The following is a 25,669-nucleotide window of genomic DNA, read 5'->3' as shown; positions in this document are numbered from 1 at the left end:
TGTTTATTCTAAAAAATTCAAGTTTAAAACACTTGACAAATACATTAAAATCCTGATATTTAGTTTTTAAAAATTAAAGATACTTTATAGATAATTTTTAGGTCCTTTTTGGATCATTTTACTTTGTATTTAGACATACTTCAAAAGAATTACAATTTCAACTCGACATATGAATTCGAAAACATATAATGGAGCGAGGTATTATTAGTTTTTAACGTGGTATTCTACCATTGATTATAATTCAAAATTGGTTTTTAGTTGGTGATTTGAAGAGTTTTATTCAACTTCATTTTTTAACAAATAGCTTGGACACGTTTCTTTTAGTATTCTGGATCGTAATAATGTATAGTCCAGATGGGATATCGCTTACATCGATCGTTTGGTCATTGCTTGTCATTGTACTCTTTTTTATGATTCTTCCATTTAACTCCACAATTACTATATTCATCGTACTATTGATAAGTGCCTCGATATGTAATTGGTAATCCGCAGGATTTGGATACATTTTTAAATTTAAACCTCCTGTTTCAAAATCTTCAATGGACAGCGTTTCTTCTACAGTTATTGTTTTAGAAACCTCATTAGTTGCTCCATCATTATCTGCGACTATTACTCTTATGGTATACTCGCCTGGCTGTATGTTATCGATAATGTGGGGTGTAAAATATTGACCATCCGTATCAACCAGTTCTTCGTTTACAAAAATTTCGTGTTTTATGATGGTTCCATCAGTATCATTAGCGTTAATAGCTACCGTTATGTCATCACCTTGTACATAACTATTTTGAGCTGGACTTGTTAATGACAATGTAGGCATTTGATTTTCTTCATTATCCGTATCAGAACAATTGGTCCATACTTTGAAATCGTCAAAGTACGTATAATCGTCTTGTGGTGATTGCCACCATTCGTCTGTACGATTACCTCCTCTGTAGGTATGCATTACAACAGAGTTAATTTTAACACTACCTTTTCCGGGTAAACGAAAAGTTACATCATTAAGATCAACTAATTTTTCACCATCGATAAACATTCTTAAAATACCGTTTTCTTGACCTGGCGTATTTAGCTTTAGGTATTGTTTTACGGTATACCATTTATTTCTTTCAAGCTTTAAATTACCTAGTCGGGTGTCACCTCCACATCGAGTTTCTCTGTTGGGTAAATAATCATAAACAATAAGATACGGTGGTTGTGTTTGTGCAGTATTAGACCGCCACATCAAACGACAAGAAAAAGCATTTTCTATAGTGTTTTGATTTTGTGTACAGCCAGCCGGTTGTGACCCATTTGGTGTAGAAGCTCCTCCTAAACCTGGCAGTTTTCCACCAGTTGCCCATACAAAGTCATCAGCAAATTTTACCCGATACTCCAAGATTGCTTCTTCAACCCCATCAAAACTGCTATCAAAAACGAAACCACCTGTTCTGCCACTCGCATCATCTTTGGTATATTCTGCCCGTAGTTCGCCATTAATCACTCGGTTTCTTTGAGGAAAATCGTTGCTTAGTCCCCTGACATTACCGCCAGAGGTTCTTCCTGCAAGTTCTGGGAAATCATTGTCCGCCATACTTCTGGTATACAAGCTATTTTCATCATTGTATTGGTTGAAATTTTGATCAAAAATCAGTCTTGAATTATTACATTCCTGTGCATTAATAGCAGGTATACCGATCAAGAGAAACATACTTGTTGTACACTTCAGATGTTTGTGTAGGTTTTGAATTTTCATAATGAATTTTTAGGTGGGTTCTATCTTAGTTTTAAAAGGAGCCTTTTTCAGCAGAAAACTGATCATAGATATTTTGATTTTCTGATATTAATCATTTTATTGGTTTAGCTAATTCTCGGTTGTTATTTAGTAGTAGAAATTCACTTTAGCGCTTTACAAAAAACACAGATTCTTGATCTTTCATTCCTTTTACTAAAAGAATATAGGTGCCAGGAGCTATAGCTGAAACGTCAATTTTTTGATCATTCGGGTGAAGAGTTTCAGATATTACTGTTTTTCCAAGAAGGTCAACCACCACTAGTTTTTTTTCTTGTTTGGCAATTGATGTTACATAAAGATACTGTTGGTTGATGGGATTCGGAAACACCTTGAACTGCCTTTCTATATTAGAAAAATCAGAATTTGACAATACAGAATTACATTCTGGAGCCACTTCAGAATTATTAAAATATAAGGTGAATCCATTATTTTTTGATACCAACACAAAATTATCTTCATCCTTTGCAACCCAATAAGCTCCATCCCATCCTGGCAGGTTTGAGTTGCTTAATGTTAGCTCCGGTGAAGTAGTATTAAATTCGTAACTAACAGCATCTCTTAGATCCATATAAAAATCAGGCACTCCATCTGATGTATTGATATCAAAACGGTTAAGCTCGTTTTGTTGTAAATTCCACGAAATTCTGAAACGGCTAATATTACTTATATTGGGCCCCTGACCTAGTACGTGCACATTAGAAAAAGAAACGTTATCAAAAGTAGGCAATGCACTGGCAATTGGTGTTCCAAAACTACAATCATCATCGTCTCCTGTATCCTCGTTTTGTACCGTTAGTATAAATTCTGCTACTGTAGTTTTACCTTTATCATCAGTGGCTTCAGCTTTAAAAACATAAGTACCTAAGGGCAACCCTAATAATTCACTAGCATTACTTCCTAATCCCCATTGATAAGGAGGTTCATTGATTGTTCTAATTGGTGAGTCATCTATAAATAACTGAACCGCTGATATGGTCCCATCAACATCAGAGGCATTAACTTCTACTATAAGAGCGTCGTATCCTGCTAACACTGTTATATCCGACGTAGGGTCTATAAATGAAACGGTTGGTGCCTGATTTTCTGAATTATCACAAGGTTCTTTATTCCAATCAGGGCAAGATTGAGTGATATATCCAAGACTACCGTCACTAATAGGAAAATCCGGAGTGTTGGGATTTCTAATATTGTCCCACACATGAATTTCGGATGGATCTCCTTGTTTTTTTCTTGCTGTTTGGATTTCAGTACCGCGTCCTTCTAAATTGAACGTGTTATTGAATATGGCATTTCTAAATCCTGTATTATAGCCTGTGCCCCGATCTAAGAAGTCTACTCCTGCTTTAATGATCGTTGATCCATCTAAATTAAAGGTATTATCATATACAAAACCATAGGCTCCTTTAAGATCTATAAACGCATCTGCGCTATTTTCTCCAGAAATTCCATCGGCCGAGAAGATACAGTTACGTATAATAGTATTTTTCGTACCTTCTTTTATATCAGCCCCTTCTGCTGTAACATTTGGTCCAATAATACATCCCTCAATAGTATTGTCATTACAATCCGGATCATACTTACTATTATCATTTTCATCATCTGGTCCTGCGTGCTGATTTTTATCAGAACCAACATAAAGACCTTCACCGATTCCTGGCTTTTTAATCCCAACGTTATAAACACGACACCCTGTAACCAAATTAAAACTAGACCCATCTCTGAGGTGGATCCCTTCTTCTCCAAGTTCACGAACGGTTATATTTTCAATAATTCCATAATTTGCGTTGTCGAAAACAATCCCTTTAGAGCCTTCTTCAAATATGATATCTCTAACAACCCAATAATCTCCTAGTATATGGAGCACGTATCCGTCATAGATACCATCAGGGCCTTTTAGAATGGGTGGATTTGAAGCACTTTCTCCTCTTAATATAATTGGATTTGATGAAGTGCCATCTCTGGAGGAAGCAAACCTAGAAGCTTTTCCCAGATTATTAAATTTTTCTGGCGCGATATACGTTCCGGGTTGAACGATTATTTCATCTCCTGGTGCCGCGTTTGTCATTGCGTTCAGAATACATTCTACCGTATTACAAGTAATACTAGTCATTTTATTTTCTACCGTCTGAGCTACGTTTGATTGAGTATAAAATACAAGACTAAAAAATAGTATTGCCATTATTTCAAATGAAAACGAGTTAGTTGAGATTCTCATGTTTGGAATTTTGAATTATCTTAATTATTAATTTACGTTCATCTATGGTTTAGGAGCAAAATAAGCAGGCTTATCTTATCCTAAAAATGCATTCACAAAATGCCTTTACATATCAAAAGATCAAAGGGAAGAAATATTAAAGGATTTCAAACGAAAACTACCGTTTGAAACAATGTTTTGAACTACTATTATTAGCATATATAATTTTACCAATGTTACACTACAAAATCTGCAGAACTATACATGTTTCTTAGAAGCTCGGTGTTTTAAAAAACTTGCTTGAAGGTCTGGAACTTCACATTGTTTTTTAAAACTTTGACACAAAAATAACAAAACTTCAGGTCAATAAGTACAGAACAAGGATGATAAAAATTCAAACAATTGATTATTAGGTTTTTAAAATGAATTTTTTAATGTTTTTTAAAGATCATACGCATTCAATATTATTGATTCCCTCTCTAAAACAAGGATCTGTCTTAAAATTATATAAGAAAGTTTCCTGTTAACCTGTATAAAGTATTTGATGAATAGTGAATAAGAATTTTGTTTCCAAAAAATGGTATTTTCTCTCAACAATGGTTTTTTGATTGTTAGTGTGTTAATCAATAAAAAAATTATAATAACCAGGATGTTTCGTATACGAAACATCCTGGTTAAACTTATTTAAAACTATTTCTTTACAAACAGAAGGGATTCTTTAAATCGAACTGATTTTATCAGCAGTAAATAAGATCCAGACGGTAGTTCTGAAAGCTCTAAAGTTTCTGTTGTGTTTTTGCTGCTCATTTCTTTTACCACACGTCCATCAAGACTTACTATTTGAAGTGTTTTCAATTCTGAGGACATTCCTGATACTGTGAAAGAAGATGAAAGAACTGGATTAGGATATGCTTTGATCTGTAACACATCATTTTCTGGTTGGGCACGGTTACAATTAGGTGCTGCAGCAGAATTACTGAAATAGATCGTATAATCCTTGTCCTTAGAAACTAATACAAAATTAGCACCATCTCTTGCTACCCAGTAAGAACCATCTAATCCTTCAAAACCTGTATTATTTAGAGTAACTTCTGGTTGTGCATTTTGCAATTGAAAAGTCATAGTATCACTAAAATCTACATACCAATCAGGAGATCCATTATTGGTATTAATAGCAAATTGATAAAGTCCATTATTTTGTGGAGCCCAATTAATTGTGAATTGTCTGAAATTTCCTAGTTTCGGTCCATCAGTTCCTAAAACGTGTGCCGTATTATAAGCAACCTTATCCATAGCGCTTAAACCTGCACTTGCCGGAGTATTGAATCCACAATTGTTGGAACTACTATTATCATTTTTGACTATTACAGTTCTTGATACTTCTTCAAATAAACCGTCTTTATCAATAGCTCTAGCTCCAATAATGTACGTTCCAGCTGTTGTAGGAGTCCAGGTTACGCTAAAGGGTCTCGTACGGTCTTGTCTAAAGAAAGAACCATTTATTTTAAAATTAACTCTATCTAGATTCCCGTCAGGATCTGAAGCATTTGCACTAAGCGTAACCGTTTGACCTAATTCAAATTCTTGATTTTGCTGGGATGGGCTTGTTAAAGAAACTGTTGGTTTTTGATTACCGGTTCCTCCATTAACAGTTAGCGTAAATGATTTACTCGTTTTTGCTCCATCATTATCTGTAGCTTCTGCTCTAATTGTATGATTACCTACTGAAAGATTTAAAAGCTCAGCGGCATTATCCCCCATACCCCAGTCATAAGGAGCGATATTTTCTTGGCGAACTAAATTTCCGTCTACAAATAATTTTACATTACTAATACTACCATCGCTATCTAAAGCGTTTACTGTAACTTCAAAACTTGCATATCCAGCTTGTACCGAAGTATTTCCATTTGGTGTGGCAAAAGAAACAGAAGGAGGCTCATTTTCTGTTGGATTAGAACCATTTTTTGTAATTAGGATTACCCAGTCCTGACCTCTATTATTAGGAGCATTTCCTAATGATCTATTTCCACCTCCATTTACGTTGGTTACAGAACCATTTCTCAAATTACCTCCATTACGTGGATCGTACCACTTCACAGTAAATTGACCACTTCGTCCACTCAAATTAAGATTCGTTGTACCTCCATTTTTTAAGTAAACCACATAGGCTTCTCCTTGTTTTGCATAGCAATAATCATTACTATTAGAGGATAGTGAATTATTATTTCTCATTTCTGTTAACGGAAGATCTGTTATATCAAAAAATCGAATCGCGTGACGGCCATAATCCCACCATTTATCTCGACTTCTAAAATCTTGTAACGAAAGGTCAGAATTGGCATGTCCATACCCAAAATACCATTCATTTCCCCATCCACCAGCGAGTAGTGTTCCCCACATAGCATTTTTTCTGCCATCAATATGGGAGTTCGCAGCGTCATTATCCGGGCGGATTGCGTGTTGCGCATCTCCAGGTTCGTCAGCAGCTACTGCCCACTTCTTCCCTGCATTTCTAGACTTATCTACCCACTCTTTTACACTAGAGAATACGGTTCTAAAATCTGATTTATTAGTTTGAATAGAATATCCTGTAAGATTCGATGTATTTCCTAACAGATCATCCGGTTGTAAAGGAACCGCATTGTGAATCACAATGTGATGACGATACGGATCGTTGTTCCAAAAATATCGAGTCATTGCTCTTCTCTGTGCCGTGTTCTGGTTCGTATCACCATAGATTCCATTCTCCTCTCCTAGATTCCAGTTAAGTGCCAAGTTATGTCCAAATCTAGCGATTAACTCACGGTAATATAATTTACGTTGTGTTCCTACATTTCCGTTATCCAATAACATTTCATTTTCGGTTTCTTGCGTTTTAAAATGTGCGAAAATTCCATTTTTTTGCATATGTTCTATCACTATTGCCCATTGTGCTAGCTTAGATACATCCATACGAGTTCGTTGATTACTTCCTACATATGGATATACATTTTCGTCATCTCCATTAATATTCATAGTTAGGAATGACATAGCATTAAGCCCTTCGCTGGCAATATAGTTTACTGCTCCAATTAGTCCTTTCCCTTTACCATTTTTCCAAGTAGGGTTTCCAGATTCCCAATCCCCAACATGTGGTTGATAATCTTTTCTTCTGTTTCCTGTGTTTGGTGTATTATCGAAATCTTCATAAGCTAATAAGTTTTCTGGCGAATCAGATCCTTGCTTTATCATATATTCTCCAGTCTCAGCAAAACGCAGATAATGTTCTCCAACATATTGTAAGCGACCTTTTGCTCTAAAATCTCTGCCTGATTTGTTAGAAGCACCAATATTAAATGATCCTGTTTCTCCATTCATAAACCCAGCTACAGTTCCTGCATTAACCCCATCATTGACAGCTACATTGTTTCCTTTTCTAAAAGAAACTTTATAATTCCAAGTACCTGTTTTATCCGGAGCAAAATGAGCCCTCCATTTATTACCACTAGATGCAGATGATTGTGCTGCATTTCCATCAGCAGCATAGTAACCAGGAACAACATACGATGGTGAACCACTTTGATGTGTAAAAGTTACGTTCAGTCTATAATTCAAAAATGGATTGTTTCCAGCAGATTCTGAAGTATTAGGCCCATTAAAGGTTAAGGTTACATTATGCCATTTTTTCCGCTCACCTGTAATGGATGCACTAGTATTGTTTCCTCCACCACCGTTATCATCACACGTTGTTTCAGCTAGGTTAGCATTTGTAGCATCCGCACTAGACTTATTTAGTGTTACTCTATCTACAATATGATGTTTTGAACGACCAGAAATTAGCATTGTATATATCCCAGGAGAATCAAACTCAACGAATATATCATGAGGATCATTGTCACTTGTTTTTGTAGCCCAAGTCCAGTTTGTCGTTCCAGTAGAATATACTTTGAAATATCCTTCGCCACCAGCTCCTTCAGGATTAGGTGATTGACCAGATCCTTTAGGATATATTCTTTCGTTGCCCTTTTGTGCATAAAATTTACTGGCATTAGGAAATTTTAACCATGTATCGTTTGCTTCAGTTGGGCTGTCTCCTTCTCCAACTTTAGATCTCCAAAGAAACTTATAACGTCCTGGAGAATTAATCTTAATTTTGGTATTAATAACACCATTACCAGGGTCATTGAAGTGATCGGGACCTGTCCATTCCAGATAACCTCCACCTGTAAAGCCAGAAATTGCACTCCTTTTTTTCCAATTTCCTGATATAGATAGATTTTCTGTTTCAATAACGACAAGTCCATTTTTCTCTTCATATGCCGCGTCACAGTTATCTCCGCCACCAGTTGAACTTGATACTGTAAAGTTTTTAGTAGCTTCGTCCGTAGCACCATCATTATCGGTCACCACCACTTTAACAGAAAAATTACCTGCTTGTACGTTTGATATTTGATGAGGCGTGTAATTTGTTCCGTCGGTATCTACCAAAGTTCCGTTAACAAAAACCTGATGTTTCGTTATCGTTCCATCAGAGTCATTGGCATTAATGTTAACGTTAATATTAGCTCCAACTGAGTATGTGTTATTAATTCCAGTAATGGATACAGAAGGAGCATTATTGAACATCTCATATGTTAATTTCTCTTTTGCAAAGCCAGAAAAACTGGTGCTGAGTAATAAAAGGTTCGATAAAAGGAACACTTTCATCCCTTTTGTGTATTTAAAGTAAATTTTCATAATTGTGTGAATTATATTAATGGTTAATAATTATTGTTTTGTAAAGAGTATAGTCTTTCTTGATTTTAAACTTTTGATAACAAGTATATAGGTTCCTGAAGATAGATTGGACACATTTAATTCTGCACTATTTGTTGTTTCTGTTTGATGATGGATCACTTTTCCATACATATCTGTTATTTCAATGGTTGAAAGCCCGTTACTCATACCAGAAACATTAAGTCCTTCATTATTGACTGGATTAGGAAAAACAATTATGGTAGATTCTTTTGATACCTCAGCATTATTGTCTCTATCAACACAAGGTACTTGTTCTGATGAGTTACTGAAATACAGTGTAAAGTCTTTTGTTTTAGAAACCAATACAAAATTGTTTCCATCTCGTGCTACCCAATAGGATCCATCCAATCCATCAAAGCCTGTATTACTTAGAGTAACTTCGGGATTAGCGTTCTTTAGCTGGAACGTCATGGTATCACTAAAATCTACATACCAATCCGGTGATCCGTTATTGGTATTGATGGCGAACTGATATAATCCATTATTCTGAGGAACCCAATTAATCGTGAACTTTCGGAAATTGCTTAGTTTGGGTCCATCACTTCCTATGATATGTACATCAGAATAGGTGATTTTATCCATCGCAGGTATACCGCCATTTGCAGGGGTGTCAAATGAACAATTGTTAGTACCACTACTATCATTTTTGACAACCACAGTTCTTGAAAGTTCTTCTGACAATCCTTCTTTATCAAATGCCCTGGCTCCTATCGTGTAGGTTCCTACTGCTGTAGGTGTCCAGGTTACACTAAAGGGTCTCGTACGATCTTGTTTAAAGAAAGAACCATTTACTTTAAAATTGACATAATCCAAGTTTCCATCTGGATCAGACGCGCTTGCCCTGAGTGTAACAGTTTGTCCCTGCTCAAATTCTTGGTTTTGATGAGATGGGTTTGTTAAAGAAACCGTTGGTTTTTGATTACCAGTTCCTCCATTGACCGTTAACGTAATCGTTTTACTGGCTTTGGCACCATCATTATCGGATGCTTCGGCCTTAATCGTATGCTGTCCAACAGATAATCCTAAAAGTTCGGATGAATTATTGCCTTGACCCCAAGTGTAAGGAGCGATACTTTCCTGGCGAATTAAGCTTCCGTCAACGAATAACTTTACATCACTAATAGTACCATCGCTATCTGACGCGTTTACTGTAACTTCAAAACTCGCATATCCTGTTTGTACCGAAATATTTCCAGCAGGAGATACAAAAGACACATTGGGGGACTGATTACTGGTTTCTTCTTTAATAATAATAGTTCTGGATACTTCTGTAGAGAGTCCTTCTTTGTCAATAGCTTTGGCTCCGATAGTATAAGTCCCAGCTGTTGTAGGAGTCCAGGTTACGCTAAAAGGTCTGGTATCATCTTGCTTAAAGAAAGAACCATTTACTTTAAAATTGACATGGTCAAGATTTCCATCGGGGTCCGAGGCATTTGCACTAAGTGTAACGGTTTGTCCCAATTCAAATTCTTGATTTTGCTGCGATGGGCTTGTTAAAGAAACTGTTGGTGGTTTATTATCTTCATTATTAATTCCTAAATCAATAACCTGTAGGAATAATGGCTGTTTATCTCCGGATTTATTTTCCATCAGATAATAATACAGTTTTCCATCAGTGATAAAAGGAACACCATGCCTAAATTTCTTTCCTCCTCTTGGCGCATAGATTCTGGTAAAATTATTTTTACCTCCGTCTGCTTTCTCTACATAAACACGGTTATTATTAATACCAATAATGTAAATATTATTATTGTAAGTATATAATTGATCCCCTCCCGAAAAATTTGTTGAAGTAATAAATCTTGAACTACCCGCTGGCTTATACGTATGTACATTTTTGGTTACGTTATTTTTAGTATCTCTAACTTTACCTATGATATGCACATCTCCTCTGTCCGTAACAGTCCAGTCAAAACCTTGTACGATATAAACCTCGTCTTTTCCTGTTGCTGAAACCAAATTACCAGGTTCGTAAACTTTCAATAAATCTGCATTTGCAAAAGGAATATCCACCGAACTTCCTGAGTGATCTTTCCATTGACTTCTACCACTTTGGTCGTTAGAATACCCATAATAGAAACCATTTTGATATTGGTACTTATCATTTTTGTTAGCACTTCTTCTTTGAAAACCAACTCTTAGTTTACCATTTACATATTTCATACTTCCATAAAGTCCCCAATTAAATTGTTGACCATTATTTTTAGCATTTAATTTATTAAATTGAGTAAGTCGATCCCATTTCGAAGTTGCTGCATTATATTTGCTAAAAACATATGCCCCGTTATCATTACCTCCTCTTCTCATATGCATTAGTAAGTCTCCATCATCATTTAGGAAAAACTTAGGATACGTAAGATCTTGAAACTGCTGAGGATCGGGAGTACCGTTTAGACTTACATGGGTGTAGTCATTAGCCCCATCAGGAACAAAGAGACTTAATTTAAAGTCCGAGTCTGGAACTGTAGCCGCATCCTTTTCAGAGTATGCATATCTAAAATAATCATTCCTTGAAAATCCTGTATTATTATAAGAATGCATATCATAAAGCATATGGATAGTTCCATTCTTAGGACTAACTCCAACTGCTATTGTGTTATGAGACTCTCCTATCCACCATTTACCGTTTAATCCAGTATGTGTATGAGGAAATTCAATAGTTTTAATAACACCAGTATTAGTATTATATCTGGAAAGCATCACATGCCTATTATATTTCCCTCCTTTATACCAAGTCATAAAAACAAATTGTTTATACTTCTTAATACAATCTCCATGGGCTGATATTCTATTTCCAAAAAAATAGTCATATCCTGACCCATTGTTTGGAGCATTTCGCCCAACTTTTTCTCCATCGAAAAATAGGCCTATATCCGTAATCTTAGTTTCTTCTTCTAATTGAACTTGTGCTATGCTATAATAACTTGTAAATAAAAAACATATTAAATAGGCAAATGTTCTTTTTGTTTTATTTGAGTTAGTTGAATAATTCATGATTGTTTTACTAATGTTTTGAGGTTAAATTTTAATAATAGAAACTTAATTAATCTAGCCATCTGTTTTTGATAGCTAAAAATTGATGTAAAACAAAAAATAGTGTGTTACATCAGTAATATTTTATTTTACCTTTTTGAAATAGTATACATAGGTTGATCTTTATTTATCAACCTACGTATACCAGTTTAGATTTAGATATAATCCTTATTTTACAAATAATAAAGATTGTTTTGAGTTCTTACTTCTGCTAATCAATAAATATGGTCCTGAGGGAAGTTCGGAGATGTCCACAGTTTCTGATGTATTCAGAGAATTAAATTCTTTGATAATTCGCCCTTGAAGATCCACCACTTGCAGTACTTTGTTTTTTGAAGACAGCCCACTAATGTTTAGAATGTTTCCTTGTACTGGGTTTGGATAGACCAACATATTATTCACATCTTTTTCAACATCCGGTGATCGGTTACAACCAGGAGCAGAAGAGGAGTTACTAAAATATAACGTAAAGCCTTTTGTTTTGGAAACCAATACAAAATTAGCACCATCTCTGGCAACCCAGTAAGAACCATCTAATCCCGAAAATCCAGTATTCGTTAACGTTACTTCTGGTTTAGCATTCTTCAACTGAAAAGTCATACTATTCTTAAAATCAACATACCAATCAGGGGAACCATTGGTCGTATTGAACGCAAATTGATACAAACCATTGTATTGTGGATTCCAATTGATAGAAAACTCCTTAAAGTTATTCAGACCAGGACCACCATTTCCTAAAATATGAACATTTGAATACGAGATATTATCCATCGCTGAAATTCCTCCATTGACCGGGGTGCCAAAAGAACAATTATCGCCTCCACCAGTGTTGGTACTTTGAACTGTTAATGTAAAGGTCCTCTCGCCTTTTTTGCCTTCGTTATCCGTTGCAATTGCTTGTACCGTATACACTCCTGCAGAACGTCCATTGACTTCTTGGGGATTAGGAGAACCTTCGTGACCCCATTCGTATGGAGCAAAACGTTCTTGACGAATCAATTGATTGTTAATATATAGGTTTACGTTGGCTATACTCCCATCCGGATCCGAAGCATTGACTACCATTGTAAGATCATATCCTTCCTGTACGGTGATATTACCAGATGGTGAGACAAAAGAAACATTGGGTGCCTGATTACTGGTTGCTGCTTCAATGATTACTGTTCTAGAAGCTTCTGTAGAAAGTCCTTCCTGTCCTGCTTCAAAAGCTCTGGCACCTACTGTATATGTACCAGCCGTTGTTGGTGTCCAAGTAACACTATAAGGAGCAGTCTGATCTTGACCGTAATAGCTTCCGTTTACTTTAAAATTAACTCGATCCACATTACCATCAGGGTCTGAAGCGTTGGCTCTTAGTGTAACCGTTTCTCCCAAAGTAAAAACTTGATTATTCTGTGATGGGTTCGTTAAGGAAACTGTTGGCGGCTTATTATCTTCTCCAGGTGGATTTCCACATCCAGTCCAAACTTTAAAATCATCAAAAAACGTATATTCTGTTCTTGGAGAATGCCAAACTGGATCTGTTCTACTTCCTCCACGATAGGTATTCATAATCAAAGCATTAATTTTTAAGTTGCCTTTTCCTGAGTTTCGAATTTTGGCATTATTATCACGATACGTCTCCTCCCCATCAATCCACATGATTACAGTACCGTTTTTTTGTCCAGGTGTGTTCATTTTAATGTATTGGCGAATGGTATACCACTTATTGTCTTTCAGGTTAGAAAAAATTCTTTTTCCGTCCCCACAATCTCCATCCCTTCTGGGGTCTCCATTTTGTTTGTCGGCGAAGTAGCTATAAAGAATGAGGTAAGGTGCATTAGTTTGCGCTCTATTTCTTCTCCACATCAGACGTGCAGACCATCCGTTTGTGTTGTATTTACATCCAGATGGAATGGTTCCACGACCAGTACTTTCACTGTTAATACCATTCGTTGAACCTCCAAGGCCAGGCAATTTACCTCCTGTAGCCCAGAAGAAATTATCGTCAAATTTTACTTTATATTCTAAATAAGCTTCATCTACTGCGTCAAAATAAGGATCAAAGAGAAAACCACCTGATCTACCCGAGGCATCATTCTTTAAATACTGCGCTCGTAATGTTCCATTGACAATTCTAGTCTCTTGTGGCGTGTTTTCTATTAAATTATTAGCCGCTCCAGGACCTTCTACTCCTCTGTAGGTAGATGCTGTCCACGGCTTTACTTTATTATTAAAGTCACTTTTTATATCTGCAATAGAGTACCGTCTGTTATTCCAATTATCAAAATCGACATCGATCATAGTATTGCAGTCTTGCGCATTCATTTTCCCTAGTATTAATAAAACAAATAATAGGAAAATACCTTTTGTAGTTTTACGTGTTTTCATTGTGTGTGAGTTCGTGTTAGTTTAGTTCTTCAATATTTTTAGTTTTTAATCATTTTATATCTCTCTGCTTCTTTGTTAGATGACCTCAACTCTATAAAATAAAGTCCTTTATTTAGTGATTCGACATCAATAGAAATTGAATGTTCTTTATCCAGCTTTATCCTTTTAACGACTTTACTATTCATACTATAAATTATTATTTCATATACTGATGAGTCAACACCTTTCATGAAAACTGAGGTATTGACAGGGTTGGGATAGTAAGAAAATGACTCTTTATTTACCACGTCTGGCCTGGCTCTATTAGCACAAGAAGGAGCTTGATCATCATTACTGAAATACAATGTAAATCCAGCAGTTTTTGAGACCATTACAAAACTATTGCCTTCTCTGGTTATCCAATAGGAACCATCTAAACCTGAAATTCCAGAGTTATTAATTGTGATTGCGGGGTTTGATGTCCCCAGCGTGTGGGTTACCTTACTTTTTAGATCTACATAATAATCAGGTATTCCATTAATGGTATTTATAGCAAACTGATATAATCCATTATTAGCAGCATTCCAATTGATTGTAATCTTTTTGAAATTTTCTAAAGCGGGTCCATCATCTCCTAAAACATATACCTTAGAAAAAGATGTTTTTTCGATACTAGCTATACTATTACCAATAGGGGTTTCAAAAGAGCAATCATTTCCATCATCTGTGTTTTCACTTTTTACGATAAGGGTGAAAGTAGTTTCAGAAATCATTCCCTCATTATCGCTTGCTATCGCTTTGAGAATGTGAGTCCCAACTGATAAATTGTTTACCTCATTTGGGTTTGGCGATGTTGCATGACCCCATTCATAAGGTGCTACGCTTTCTTGTCTTATAAAATTATCATCGATAAAAAGCTTTACATTACTAATACTACCATCTGCATCAGAAGCATTTACTTTAACATCAAGATTATATCCTTCATCCACTGTAATATTATTACTAGATGGTTTTATGAATGCAACAACTGGAGGTTGATTCGTATCACTACCGTTGTCTCCATCTCCTCCATTGCCGCCAGAATTACCAATTCTTGTCTTTGATACAATGAAGTCATCAAAGTAAGCTTCTAGATCTTTTGTGGGCTGAAAAGTTTCATCACTACCCCCAAAAAAAGTAGATAAATAAATGGTATTGAGATGAATGTCTTCTTCACCAACCTGTCTATAATCGCCATTATCTGTAATATCTATTGCTAAATTTCCATTAAGCCATCCTCTCATAATTCCATCATTCTGCCCAGGAGTATTTAGTTTATTATACATTTCTACATGATTCCATTGTCCTTTTTTAAATTTCACCTGATCTGGCTGAGGTTCTCCATTGGGTTCTTCATATGGATCTGTCAAGCTCCAATTAATAGATGCCCGCCATCCATCCCAAGTAGGTTCTGTATTATAATGTACATAGAATTCAATGAGTCCATCATATCGCCACATAAGCCTTAATGACATATTTCTTTCTGAGGTCTGATAAGCTAGCCCTGGTAATTTACCTCCTGCACGAAATTCAAAGTCTTCAGGAAAATACACCCAATAACTGATATATAATTCATCAAACTCGCCTGCTACATCAAAAGGAACTTTTGTGTGCATGCCACTTTGTCCGGTTTTGACTTGTCCTTTCGGGTATTTGACATCTAACACTTTACCACGGTTCTCAAAATCAGAAATATGTACCCTTCCTTCATCTGCTCCTTTACAAAAGGAAACATTCAAGGCTTCTTCCACCTGATCTCTATCATATTGACCAGAAGGCAAATGGTTAAAGTCATATTGATATACATGGTTTTCCTGAGCGAATAAAAATGAGGTAAAGCCTAATAAAACTAGTGTAAAACTGTTTTTTATGTATTTGTAATTCATGTTGTATATGTTTTGAATTATTAGAATAATCATCAGATAGCGTTGTTACTACCTGATGATTATGATGGCTAAGACTAATTACTGTTTAGTAAACAGAATTGATTTTCTGAATTTTAATCCTTTTATGATCAAAACATACATCCCAGATTTAATGCTTGAAACATCCAAATCTGCTTCTGTGTTTTCGATAAGTTTTTGAAGTACAACTTTTCCTTGCATATCAGCAATTTCTAATGTTGATTTTTCTTGAATGATCCCAGTTACATTCAAAATATTATCATTTACCGGATTTGGGAATAACTTAATATTAGTTAGCTTGTCCTCATCCGCAGGTTCTTTATTATCATCACAATTAGGAGGTGTATCAGAATTACTGAAATATATAGTAAAGCCTCCGTTCTTAGAAACCATCACAAAATTTGCTCCATCCTTGGCTACCCAATAAGAACCGTCTAAACCGTTAAATCCAGAGTTATTTATAGTTACTTCAGGATTATTGGTGTTAAATTTAGTCGTACTAAAAGGTCTAAGATCTACATAATAATTTGGCACACCGTTATTGGTATTTATTGCAAATTGATATAATCCATTGTACTGAGGATTCCAATTAATACTGAACTTTCTGAAATTATTTAAAGCTGGCCCTCCGTTTCCTAAAACGTGTACCTCAGAAAAAGAAACGCTATCAAATGCTGGTAAATTACCTGAAGTTGGTGTCCCAAAGTCACAAGTATCGCCGCCGCCAGTATTTTCGCTTTCTACAGTAAGAGTAAAAGTAGCTTCAGAGGTGGTTCCTTCATTATCTGTAGCTACAGCTCGGAATGTATGATTACCAACAGGTAAATTGTTTACTTCATTTGGGTTTGGTGATGTAGCGTGCCCCCACTCATAGGGGTCGAAATTTTCTTGTCTTACAAAGTTATTATTTATATAAAGTTTTACGTTTGTAATATTTCCATCACTATCAGAAGCATTTACTTTTACATAAAGGCTATATCCTTCATCAACGGTTAAATTACCTGAAGGTGAAGCAAATGAAACTACAGGTGTCTGATTCCCTCCGGTATCACCTGAAACTGTAACATTTATAGTACTAGTAGTTGTAAATGCTCCATCATTGTCAGTAGCTCTAGCGGTTAGTGCATAAGTTCCTTCTGTAGCATTATTAATTGTATAAGAATACGGTGCACTAGTATCTTGCCCCAGTCTTGTGCTTCCCCTAAAAAACTCTACTTTGGTTACGGATCCATCAGAATCACTGGCATTAGCGTTGATCTGAATATTTGCTCCTGTATCAAAATTAGTTCCGTTAGACGGAGATGTTATACTTACGGTAGGGTTTTGATTACCACCTCCTCCACATGGTACGATATTCCAATTAGGGCAAGATTCTGTTACGAAATTTGTTGTTCCGTCACTAATAGGAAAATCAGGAGAATTTGGATTACGAGTATTATTCCATACATGAATTTCTGAAGGATCTCCTTGTTTTTTTCTAGCTGTTGGGATTTCATTTGCTCTGCTACCCAAATTAAAAGTATTATCGAAAATTGCATTTCTGAACCCAGTATTAAACCCAGTTCCTCGATCTAAGAAATCAACTCCAGCATTAAGAATATTAGATCCATCTCGATTAAAGGTATTGTTATATACAAATCCATACGCTCCTTTTAGGTCGATAAAGGCATCGGCACTGTTTTCTCCAGATAAACCTTCAGCAGAGAAAGTACAATTACGAATAATTGTGTTTTTTGTTCCTTCCTTTACGTCAACTCCTTCAGCTGTAACATTAGGACCAACAATACAACCTTCTATAGTATTATTATCACATCTAGGATTGTATTTATTATCAAAAATATCACCTGCTTGTCCAGAACTTTCGTGTTGTCCTTTGTCAGATCCTACATACAAACCTTCACCTATACCTGGTCTTTTAATACCTACGTTATATACACGGCAATTTTTAACTAAATTGTTACTAGATCCATCTCTTAGGTGAATTCCTTCTTCTCCTAATTCACGTACTACAACATTTTCAATAATACCATTATTGGCATTATCAAGAACGAGTCCTTTAGATCCTTCTTCAAGAATTAAATCTTTAAGTATCCAATAATCTCCCAGAATGAACATTACATATCCATCATAGTTTCCGTTCGTTCCTTTCAGAATTGGAGGGTTCGAAGGGTTTTGTGCTCTTAATGTAATTGGTTTTGATGCAGTACCATTTTTATCTGAACCAAATCTTGTTGCTTTGTTACCAAAATTGAATTTATCTGGTGCTGTATATGTCCCAGGTGCAACTATTATCTCGTCTCCAGGTTGTGCATTTCGCATAGCATTTCTAATACAATCTACCGTATTACAATTAATCGTTCCGCTAGGACCATCAGGATCACCTCCACCGTCTTCTGACCAGTTTTCAATAAGGTCTTTTATATAATCTCCGGTTTGTGTTAACTGATTGTTTTTTAATCCACTAATCCCTTTACCTAATTCTACTACAGAAGATCTCTCGGCTCTAGTAGGATCATTATTACTAGGCTTGTCACTAACTGACCAATTAACGTGGCTGATATTATTGTCTTTGAAGAATTGCATCCACCTTTCGGTTTCTGGAATTTCTAAAGCTCCATCACCACTAGCATCTACAGCTCCCCATTCAGTTACAAATAGTGCAATGCCATTATTCATAGCGGTAGTTGCTTTATCTCTCAAAAACTGAGTATGTGTACCAGAATAAAAATGTAATGTATATGCAGTGTTAGCATCGCTTACAGGATCATTAGATGCAACATCAACATCCTGAGACCAAGTTGGAGAACCAACAATAACTAGGTTATCAGGGTCTTCGGAACGAATAGCAGCAATCACCGTATTCGCATAGCTTTTTACTTGCGACCAAGATTGATTGATAGGTTCATTATAAATTTCATAAATTACATTAGGTTGGTCTCCATATAATTGTGCCATTTCTTTGAAGAAATTTGCGGCTTCCGAAGTATAATTTTCCGCCTCGTGTGTATGCCAATCAATGATTACATAAATTCCGCTTGCGATAGCTTGGTCAATTACTTTACGAATTTTGGCTTTCTGAGCAGATGGACTGTCAATATAACCAGTTCCGCCATCCCAATTTTCTTTAACTCCCATCGCAACACGAATGATTGAGCTGTTCCAATCACTTGCAAGATGTGTTACTGTTTCGCCATCGTAAAAATCAGAGGTGTCACCTGCATTACTCCAAAAGAGACTATTTCCTGCCAGGCTTACCTCTTGGTTGTTTTTATCAACGATTCTGTTGCCTTGGACTTTTAACCTCCCGTGTTTCTGGACGACTGTCTGAGCGGTTCCTCCCGCCAAGATAAATAATAACATCACTAAGCAGAATAACTGATTAGCTGAAAAATGTTTTTTGTGTGTGTAATACGTTTTCATAGTTAAGTTTAATTGTGTGTTATTGTTTTTTTTGAACTACATCATATATCAAAACCAATAGGCATACCTATATAGATTTCTATACATACTATTTACCAAAGAAGATATTATAGGCTAAACCATTAACAATGATAATTGACTAGCTTTTTTCTGGTTGACTTAAGGAAGCTTTATACAAAACCTCTTAAGCCAGACGAAAACGTCTAAGCTGGTCTATAACCATTGCCAATGTGCCAGAAATTCTTCTGGTACGATCCAATATTTAAAAATGATATATCTTAATTCCGGAAGGGTGGGAGATAGAATTTAGATATCGAAACTTACTTGCGATTTTGTTTTTTACAGATTCTTGGTTCTAAGAACAATTCATAAATAATAAGTTTTCTTTTTAATTTTTACTTAATAATTTCCTAATTTCTGTATAAAGCCATTTATTTAAATCTTCCATTTTAAAGGAAGAAATGCAAATCTTATTTATTTAACGTCTAAAAAGGGTAGAGATTCAGACGATCTTTTAATAACTCATTTTATTTGTTTTTAGTATGCCATCTCGTCAAAACGTTCCAAAGCATTTTATAACAAGATGCTATTGGTGTATTCCCATTTATTTTATATTATTCTGCAATATTTAAGGGACCTCCTTTTGTAATGTAAACATTATCTATATTCAGCGAGTATTCGCCATCATGCTCTCTTCTGGATGCTATGGCATATCTCGTTAATGTTTCTACTGCATATACATCCCAGGATCCTGCACCTCCTCTTGGACCTGAATTCAGAAACTGATCAAAAGTTATAGAAAGTGTATACCAGCCATCAGCGTTAGGGATGTATCCAAAATCTGCAAGATTTTGTAAAGTTGGTCTGAATTCAAGATATTCATCACTTGTAGACCCGTCATTATCCGCATCATATCCTTCATCAAATCGCAATCTAAAACCAGCCAAAGCACCTGTATAATCATCAGGGATTCCTTGGAAATTAATTTGAATATTAAAAAACAATTGTGTTAAGTCTCTACTATCTTCATTAAAAAAATCTGCAAAAAAACCGGAAGACTCCTGAGAATGCCCTATTTGTCCTGTATAAGAACCTGAATCACCTGTATCACTCGTTCCTCCTATATAATAAAAATTATTGTCAATAGGATTAGGAACCAAAATAGCTTCTGCAGGCAATCTATTATTAACTCCAAAATAATCGATTTCTGCATCTCCTCCAGAGCTGAATAATATTGTTTCACCATCAAACGTATCCGAGTACGGGGTAAGTAATTCAATCACATAAAATACGTTGATATCAGGAGCGGTAGAAGACGTTCCTCCTTCGCTTGTCAATTCGATAGCACTTAATCCAATTGGTGAATCTCCAAGGGTAAATACAACTTCTGTATCCGAAGTACTAATAATTGATCCTTCTACTCCACCTACATTTACCACATTAGTAGTTGCCATATTAGTTCCTGTTAGGGTAATTTCTTCTCCTGCTTGTGCAGATCGTGGTGAAATATTGTTCACTTCGGGAGCCCCAATGACTCTTACTCGAAAATTATCAATACTAATTGTCAAACCTCCTGCTGTGGTTGCCGATATTTTTCCTGTGGTAGCGCCCTCTGGTACAGTGGTTAATATTGTTCTACCTGTGTTTTCGGTAATGGTGGATGCTATACCGTTAAAAGAAACTGAGGTAGCATTGGCAAGATCAGTACCCGCAATCACTATTTCATCTCCAGGCTCACCTATTTCTGGAGAAAAAGATACTATCGCAGGAATTCTTATCCCTTCAGAATCATCATCGTTACAACCTGTAATAACTGTTATAGCAATTCCAAAAACGATTGCGTATGAATATATATAAACCTTATTAAGATATTTGTGACTCATAGTAAAAGTATTAAGATTTAGCCAATGCAATATTAACACTAAATAAGATTTTGATAATACACTTTTAGGGGCAAATAAATACAAGTTATTGTTTTTCAATTATTTAAAATTTAAATAAAAACAAAAAAAGCTATTTATATATTTAGAATATGCAGTTAACCCCACCAATATCCAAACCTATAAAAGTAGTTTGCTCGATTTTTTATGATCTTCATTCATGAAAATAATACATCACAGTTTTAAAAAATAAAAAGGGTTTTGAGTTCTAACTCAAAACCTTTTTCAAGACCCGTCGAAATTTTGTTATAAGTCAAATCCCAGTGAAAACTGCCAAACTCTATTTTTAGGGGCGCCTTCGTCATAAATATCACCTAAACCTAAATGATACCGCACTCCTATGCTAATTCCGGAATTAGTTTTGAACCCTCCGCCAAAATTAACTCCCCAATCAAAACTATTAGGGTCAAATTCATTGGAGGTATCAAAAATATCAAACCCGCTATTAAACTCTTCTTTATGTGAAATTGCTAACCCTATTTGTGGCCCTGCTTCCAAAAAGAAGTTATTATCCGGATATGCTTTGAACATCAAAGGAAAATTTATATAATTAAGTTTTTGTGTAAAAGTCCCACTACTATTACTAATTTCATATCCTTGTTGAGAATATAGTAATTCCAACTGAAATGCCAAGGCTTCACTAATAAAAGATTCGCCATAAATCCCTAAATGAAAGCTATGCCGTTGTCCTGTTTCTCCTTCACCATCAAAATTTACTGCAGCTAAGTTGTATCCACCTTTAATACCGAAATTAGATTCTTTTGAGATATCGTCTTGAGACCATACCGTAAAGGCATATAAAAGTATGCTACCTATCAAAAATTGCTTTTTCATGATGTTTTTAGTTTTGTATATACACCGTATATACGAATAATTATTTCTTTTGGTTTTTACAAAATGACTAATTCTAAACCAGAATGACTAAAATCCAAAATTTAAACCAAATGATAAACCACTATATTCAGCAAAGGTATAATCAATGTTTACTCTGAAAAATGATAAAGCGACCTTAGCGCCTAGTGTTCCTCTCACACCAGAAACTTCACTTTCTACCGAAAAAGGATCAACAATCGTTTCTGAACTTACAAATCCCGACTGTACTCTATAAGTCCCTTTTAGATCCGTGGTAGATTTTCCTGAAAGATACCCTATTCCACCGTACACATTAAAAACGGGCAGTTTTGTCGATCCGATCACTTGGAATAACCAAGTATTCGTATCATTTTCAAAACGCTGATCCTCTCCCTGAACAATATTTGTGTCTGTAAAATCATAGCTTCCATCAAGATGTGTGTAAGCAATAAGTCCAGAAATAGCTACAGGAAATAATTTATCCGCGGGAAGCCAGGAGGTTATTTCGTGTTGTAAACCAACTCCATAAAACCCAACTTCCGCATCATTAGTTTTAACTTTCGGAAAAAATCTGGCTTTTATCTCTGTCCCTTTTACGAGTCCTAAACTAGCTTGTAAAAAAGCAGTAGGCACAAAATTGATATTAGATTCTCCTAAACCGGTTGGTAGTTCGAACTCCGCATCTTGTGGAGGAAGTCCAGGAACGGTACTTTCGCCTTCTACTACAACAATAACATTTTGGATATCTCCAAAGGCTGTTGCAACAGGTCTGGCAACCCCAGGATTATCACGAAAATCTAAGTTTTCATAATTCGCAGGATCTAACACAAATGACTTATTATCATCCCCTACAAAGGAGGCATTAACAACAAGTGAGATTTCAAAACCAAAACGCTTTTTTGCTTTAGCTCCATTAAACCATCCGTTATTCATACTGTACATTAAACCATCTGAAGCGGGATTTAAATAATCCGAAGTAAAACGTTGAGCATCATTAACACCAGCAGCTAACAAATCATCTATATTTTGTTGAGCATAACTAATAGATATGCTAAAAAAACTTAAAAATAGTACACTGTTTTTCATAAGATTTGGGTTCTAATTAGATAACTAAAATAGTAAAATTTCCCAAGTGTATGACATAATCAAAAGATTAGCAATCTTGTATAGATGATTGTTATAAAGCATTATCTATGTATAACTCAGCACCAAAAACAATAACAAACAGAATTAAACAAAGGTGCTATAAACAAAATAACCTTCTGAAAAACAGAAGGTTATTTATAAAAGTACTCAAGGTGGGAATCGAACCCACACGACCGAAGTCACTGGATTTTGAATCCAGCGCGTCTACCAATTCCGCCACTTGAGCTTTTTTAATACTTTATTTTTTCTTGAAGCACTCAAAACTTCATTTTCCAACTCGCTATTTTCCAATCATTTGTTACTATGATGTAATATAGTTCTTTTCTATGCTTAATACTGCATAAAACACCATCATAATTTCAATTGTTGCGCACCTACTCTGTAGGCAAGCGAATACTTAAACATATTCATCCAAATTGGATGGCAAAATTAAAAAAATATTTTATCACATCCATTAAATAAGTGATAAAATAAGGGTAAGAGTAGAAATAAATTTTTAAATTTGCACCTTGTTTTTAGAAAATAAGTTTTAACTCATTACAAAACAATAGTTTACCTATGCCTAATTCAATTACAGAAGCAAAATTTTTTGCGTGTACCCAAAGTACAGAACTAGCAGAAAAAATCGTACTAGCGTATGGGGCTAAGTTAGGCAATGTAATTACATCAACTTATAGTGATGGCGAATTTCAACCTTCTTTTGAGGAATCTGTAAGAGGATCTAGAGTGTTCATTATTGGTTCTACACATCCAAGTTCTGATCACTTGATGGAGATGTTGTTAATGCTGGATGCTGCCAAAAGAGCTTCTGCGAGACATATTACCGCAGTATTACCTTATTATGGATGGGCTCGTCAGGACAGAAAGGATAAACCCAGAGTTCCAATCGCCGCAAAATTGATAGCTAAAATGCTGGAAACTGCGGGCGCAACAAGAATTATAACGATGGATCTGCACGCAGATCAAATCCAAGGGTTTTTTGAAAAACCTGTGGATCATTTATTTGCATCCACAATATTCTTACCATATCTACAATCATTAAACCTGAATCATCTCACTGTAGCATCTCCGGATATGGGTGGTTCCAAAAGAGCTTATGCATATTCTAAAGCATTAAAAAGTGATGTGGTCATTTGTTATAAACAACGTGCAAAAGCAAATGTGATCTCGCATATGGAATTGATTGGTGATGTAACAGGAAAAAATGTTGTGCTTGTAGATGACATGGTGGATACGGCTGGCACCCTAACAAAAGCAGCAGATCTGATGATGGAGCGAGGTGCAAAAAGCGTGAGAGCAATATGTACACATCCAATTCTCTCAGGCAATGCGTACGAAAAATTAGAAAATTCAAAATTAGAAGAATTAATCGTTACCGATTCTATTCCTCTGAAACAACAAAGCAATAAAATTAGAGTCATTACTTGTGCAGACTTGTTTGCAGATGTTATGAGTAGAGTTCACAACAATAAGTCTATTAGCTCTAAATTTATAATGTAAATTAATAACTATTAATATATTTTAAAATGAAGTCATTAACAATCAATGCATCTCAAAGAGAAAGCGTAGGCAAGAAAGCAACTAAAGCCTTACGTAATGCTGGACAGGTACCTTGTGTTATTTACGGTGGAGACACTATTGTACACTTTGCAGCGCCAGAAATTGCTTTCAAAAACTTAGTGTACACTCCAGACGTTCATACCGTGGTAATAGCGTTGGATAATGGCACAAAGATAAACGCCATCCTACAGGATATCCAATTTCATCCTGTGACGGATCGAATTTTACACATCGACTTTATCCAAATTTTTGATGATAAACCAATCACTATTGCACTTCCTTTCAAAACGACTGGAAACTCTAAAGGTGTTCGTAACGGTGGTGTTTTGCGTTTCAATCTTAGACGTATCACAGTAAAAGGACTTGCTTCTAAATTGCCAGACTTTTTAGAAGCAGACATTACCAACCTTAAAATAGGAAACAAACTATATGTTACCGATGTAGCTAGTGAGGATTTCGCTATCCTACACCCGGATAATACTGTAATTTGTATGGTTAAAACATCTCGTACCGCTGTCGAAGACGAAGATGATGAAGAAGAAGAAACTGAAGGGGAAGCGCCAGCTGCAGAAGCACCAGCTGCAGAAGCTTAATCTCTTATTTACAGAAAAACAACCAAAAAGCACTTTGATAATATTTATCAAAGTGCTTTTTTTTATAGACATCTCTAATTAAAAGAAAAATT

At 35.6% G+C, this 25,669-nt stretch carries 12 protein-coding genes and 1 tRNA gene; 2 read left to right on the top strand and 11 right to left on the bottom strand.

The features are described from left to right. Positions 1-286 precede the first annotated feature (286 nt). The 11 genes from ACWGOQ_RS01170 to ACWGOQ_RS01120 all read right to left on the bottom strand — a co-directional run bounded on the left by ACWGOQ_RS01170 (position 287) and on the right by ACWGOQ_RS01120 (position 23,650). Positions 287-1,732 (bottom strand): polysaccharide lyase, encoded by a 1,446-nt coding sequence (locus ACWGOQ_RS01170; RefSeq protein ID WP_452056717.1) that lies wholly within the window; start codon positions 1,730-1,732, stop codon positions 287-289. Positions 1,733-1,877: 145 nt separating this feature from the next. Then, positions 1,878-3,986 (bottom strand): right-handed parallel beta-helix repeat-containing protein, encoded by a 2,109-nt coding sequence (locus ACWGOQ_RS01165; protein WP_452056716.1) that lies wholly within the window; start codon positions 3,984-3,986, stop codon positions 1,878-1,880. 669 nt (positions 3,987-4,655) lie between these two features. Continuing rightward, on the bottom strand, positions 4,656-8,681 hold the full coding sequence (locus ACWGOQ_RS01160) for an Ig-like domain-containing protein (RefSeq protein WP_452056715.1): 4,026 nt from the start codon (positions 8,679-8,681) through the stop codon (positions 4,656-4,658). 30 nt (positions 8,682-8,711) lie between these two features. Further along, positions 8,712-11,735: an Ig-like domain-containing protein gene (locus ACWGOQ_RS01155; protein WP_452056714.1), complete on the bottom strand. Its 3,024-nt coding sequence runs from the start codon at positions 11,733-11,735 to the stop codon at positions 8,712-8,714. A 207-nt stretch (positions 11,736-11,942) separates the two neighbouring features. Then, positions 11,943-14,144 carry a polysaccharide lyase gene (locus ACWGOQ_RS01150; protein ID WP_452056713.1) on the bottom strand — a complete coding sequence of 734 codons (2,202 nt, stop codon included), beginning with the start codon at positions 14,142-14,144 and terminating at the stop codon, positions 11,943-11,945. 38 nt (positions 14,145-14,182) lie between these two features. Next, on the bottom strand, positions 14,183-16,048 hold the full coding sequence (locus tag ACWGOQ_RS01145; protein WP_452056712.1) for a polysaccharide lyase: 1,866 nt from the start codon (positions 16,046-16,048) through the stop codon (positions 14,183-14,185). Between the two features lie 78 nt (positions 16,049-16,126). After that, positions 16,127-19,486 carry a cellulase family glycosylhydrolase gene (locus ACWGOQ_RS01140; protein WP_452056711.1) on the bottom strand — a complete coding sequence of 1,120 codons (3,360 nt, stop codon included), beginning with the start codon at positions 19,484-19,486 and terminating at the stop codon, positions 16,127-16,129. Positions 19,487-20,100: 614 nt separating this feature from the next. Beyond that, positions 20,101-21,369: an IPT/TIG domain-containing protein gene (locus ACWGOQ_RS01135; protein ID WP_452056710.1), complete on the bottom strand. Its 1,269-nt coding sequence runs from the start codon at positions 21,367-21,369 to the stop codon at positions 20,101-20,103. Between the two features lie 303 nt (positions 21,370-21,672). After that, on the bottom strand, positions 21,673-22,260 hold the full coding sequence (locus ACWGOQ_RS01130) for a porin family protein (protein ID WP_452056709.1): 588 nt from the start codon (positions 22,258-22,260) through the stop codon (positions 21,673-21,675). Between the two features lie 87 nt (positions 22,261-22,347). Continuing rightward, on the bottom strand, positions 22,348-23,364 hold the full coding sequence (locus ACWGOQ_RS01125) for a DUF6588 family protein (protein ID WP_452056708.1): 1,017 nt from the start codon (positions 23,362-23,364) through the stop codon (positions 22,348-22,350). 204 nt (positions 23,365-23,568) lie between these two features. Then, positions 23,569-23,650, bottom strand: a tRNA-Leu gene (locus ACWGOQ_RS01120). 332 nt (positions 23,651-23,982) lie between these two features. Between ACWGOQ_RS01120 and ACWGOQ_RS01115 the strand changes: the two genes are divergently transcribed. After that, positions 23,983-24,924 (top strand): ribose-phosphate pyrophosphokinase, encoded by a 942-nt coding sequence (locus tag ACWGOQ_RS01115; RefSeq protein WP_452056707.1) that lies wholly within the window; start codon positions 23,983-23,985, stop codon positions 24,922-24,924. Between the two features lie 26 nt (positions 24,925-24,950). Next, entirely contained in the window at positions 24,951-25,577 is a 627-nt protein-coding gene (locus ACWGOQ_RS01110; RefSeq protein WP_452056706.1) for a 50S ribosomal protein L25/general stress protein Ctc, read from the top strand. Positions 25,578-25,669 lie beyond the last annotated feature (92 nt).

Source organism: Aquimarina ulvae (genome assembly GCF_053613295.3).
The sequence above is the reverse complement of the archived record's forward strand: the minus strand, read 5'-3'. Positions and strand labels throughout refer to the sequence as shown.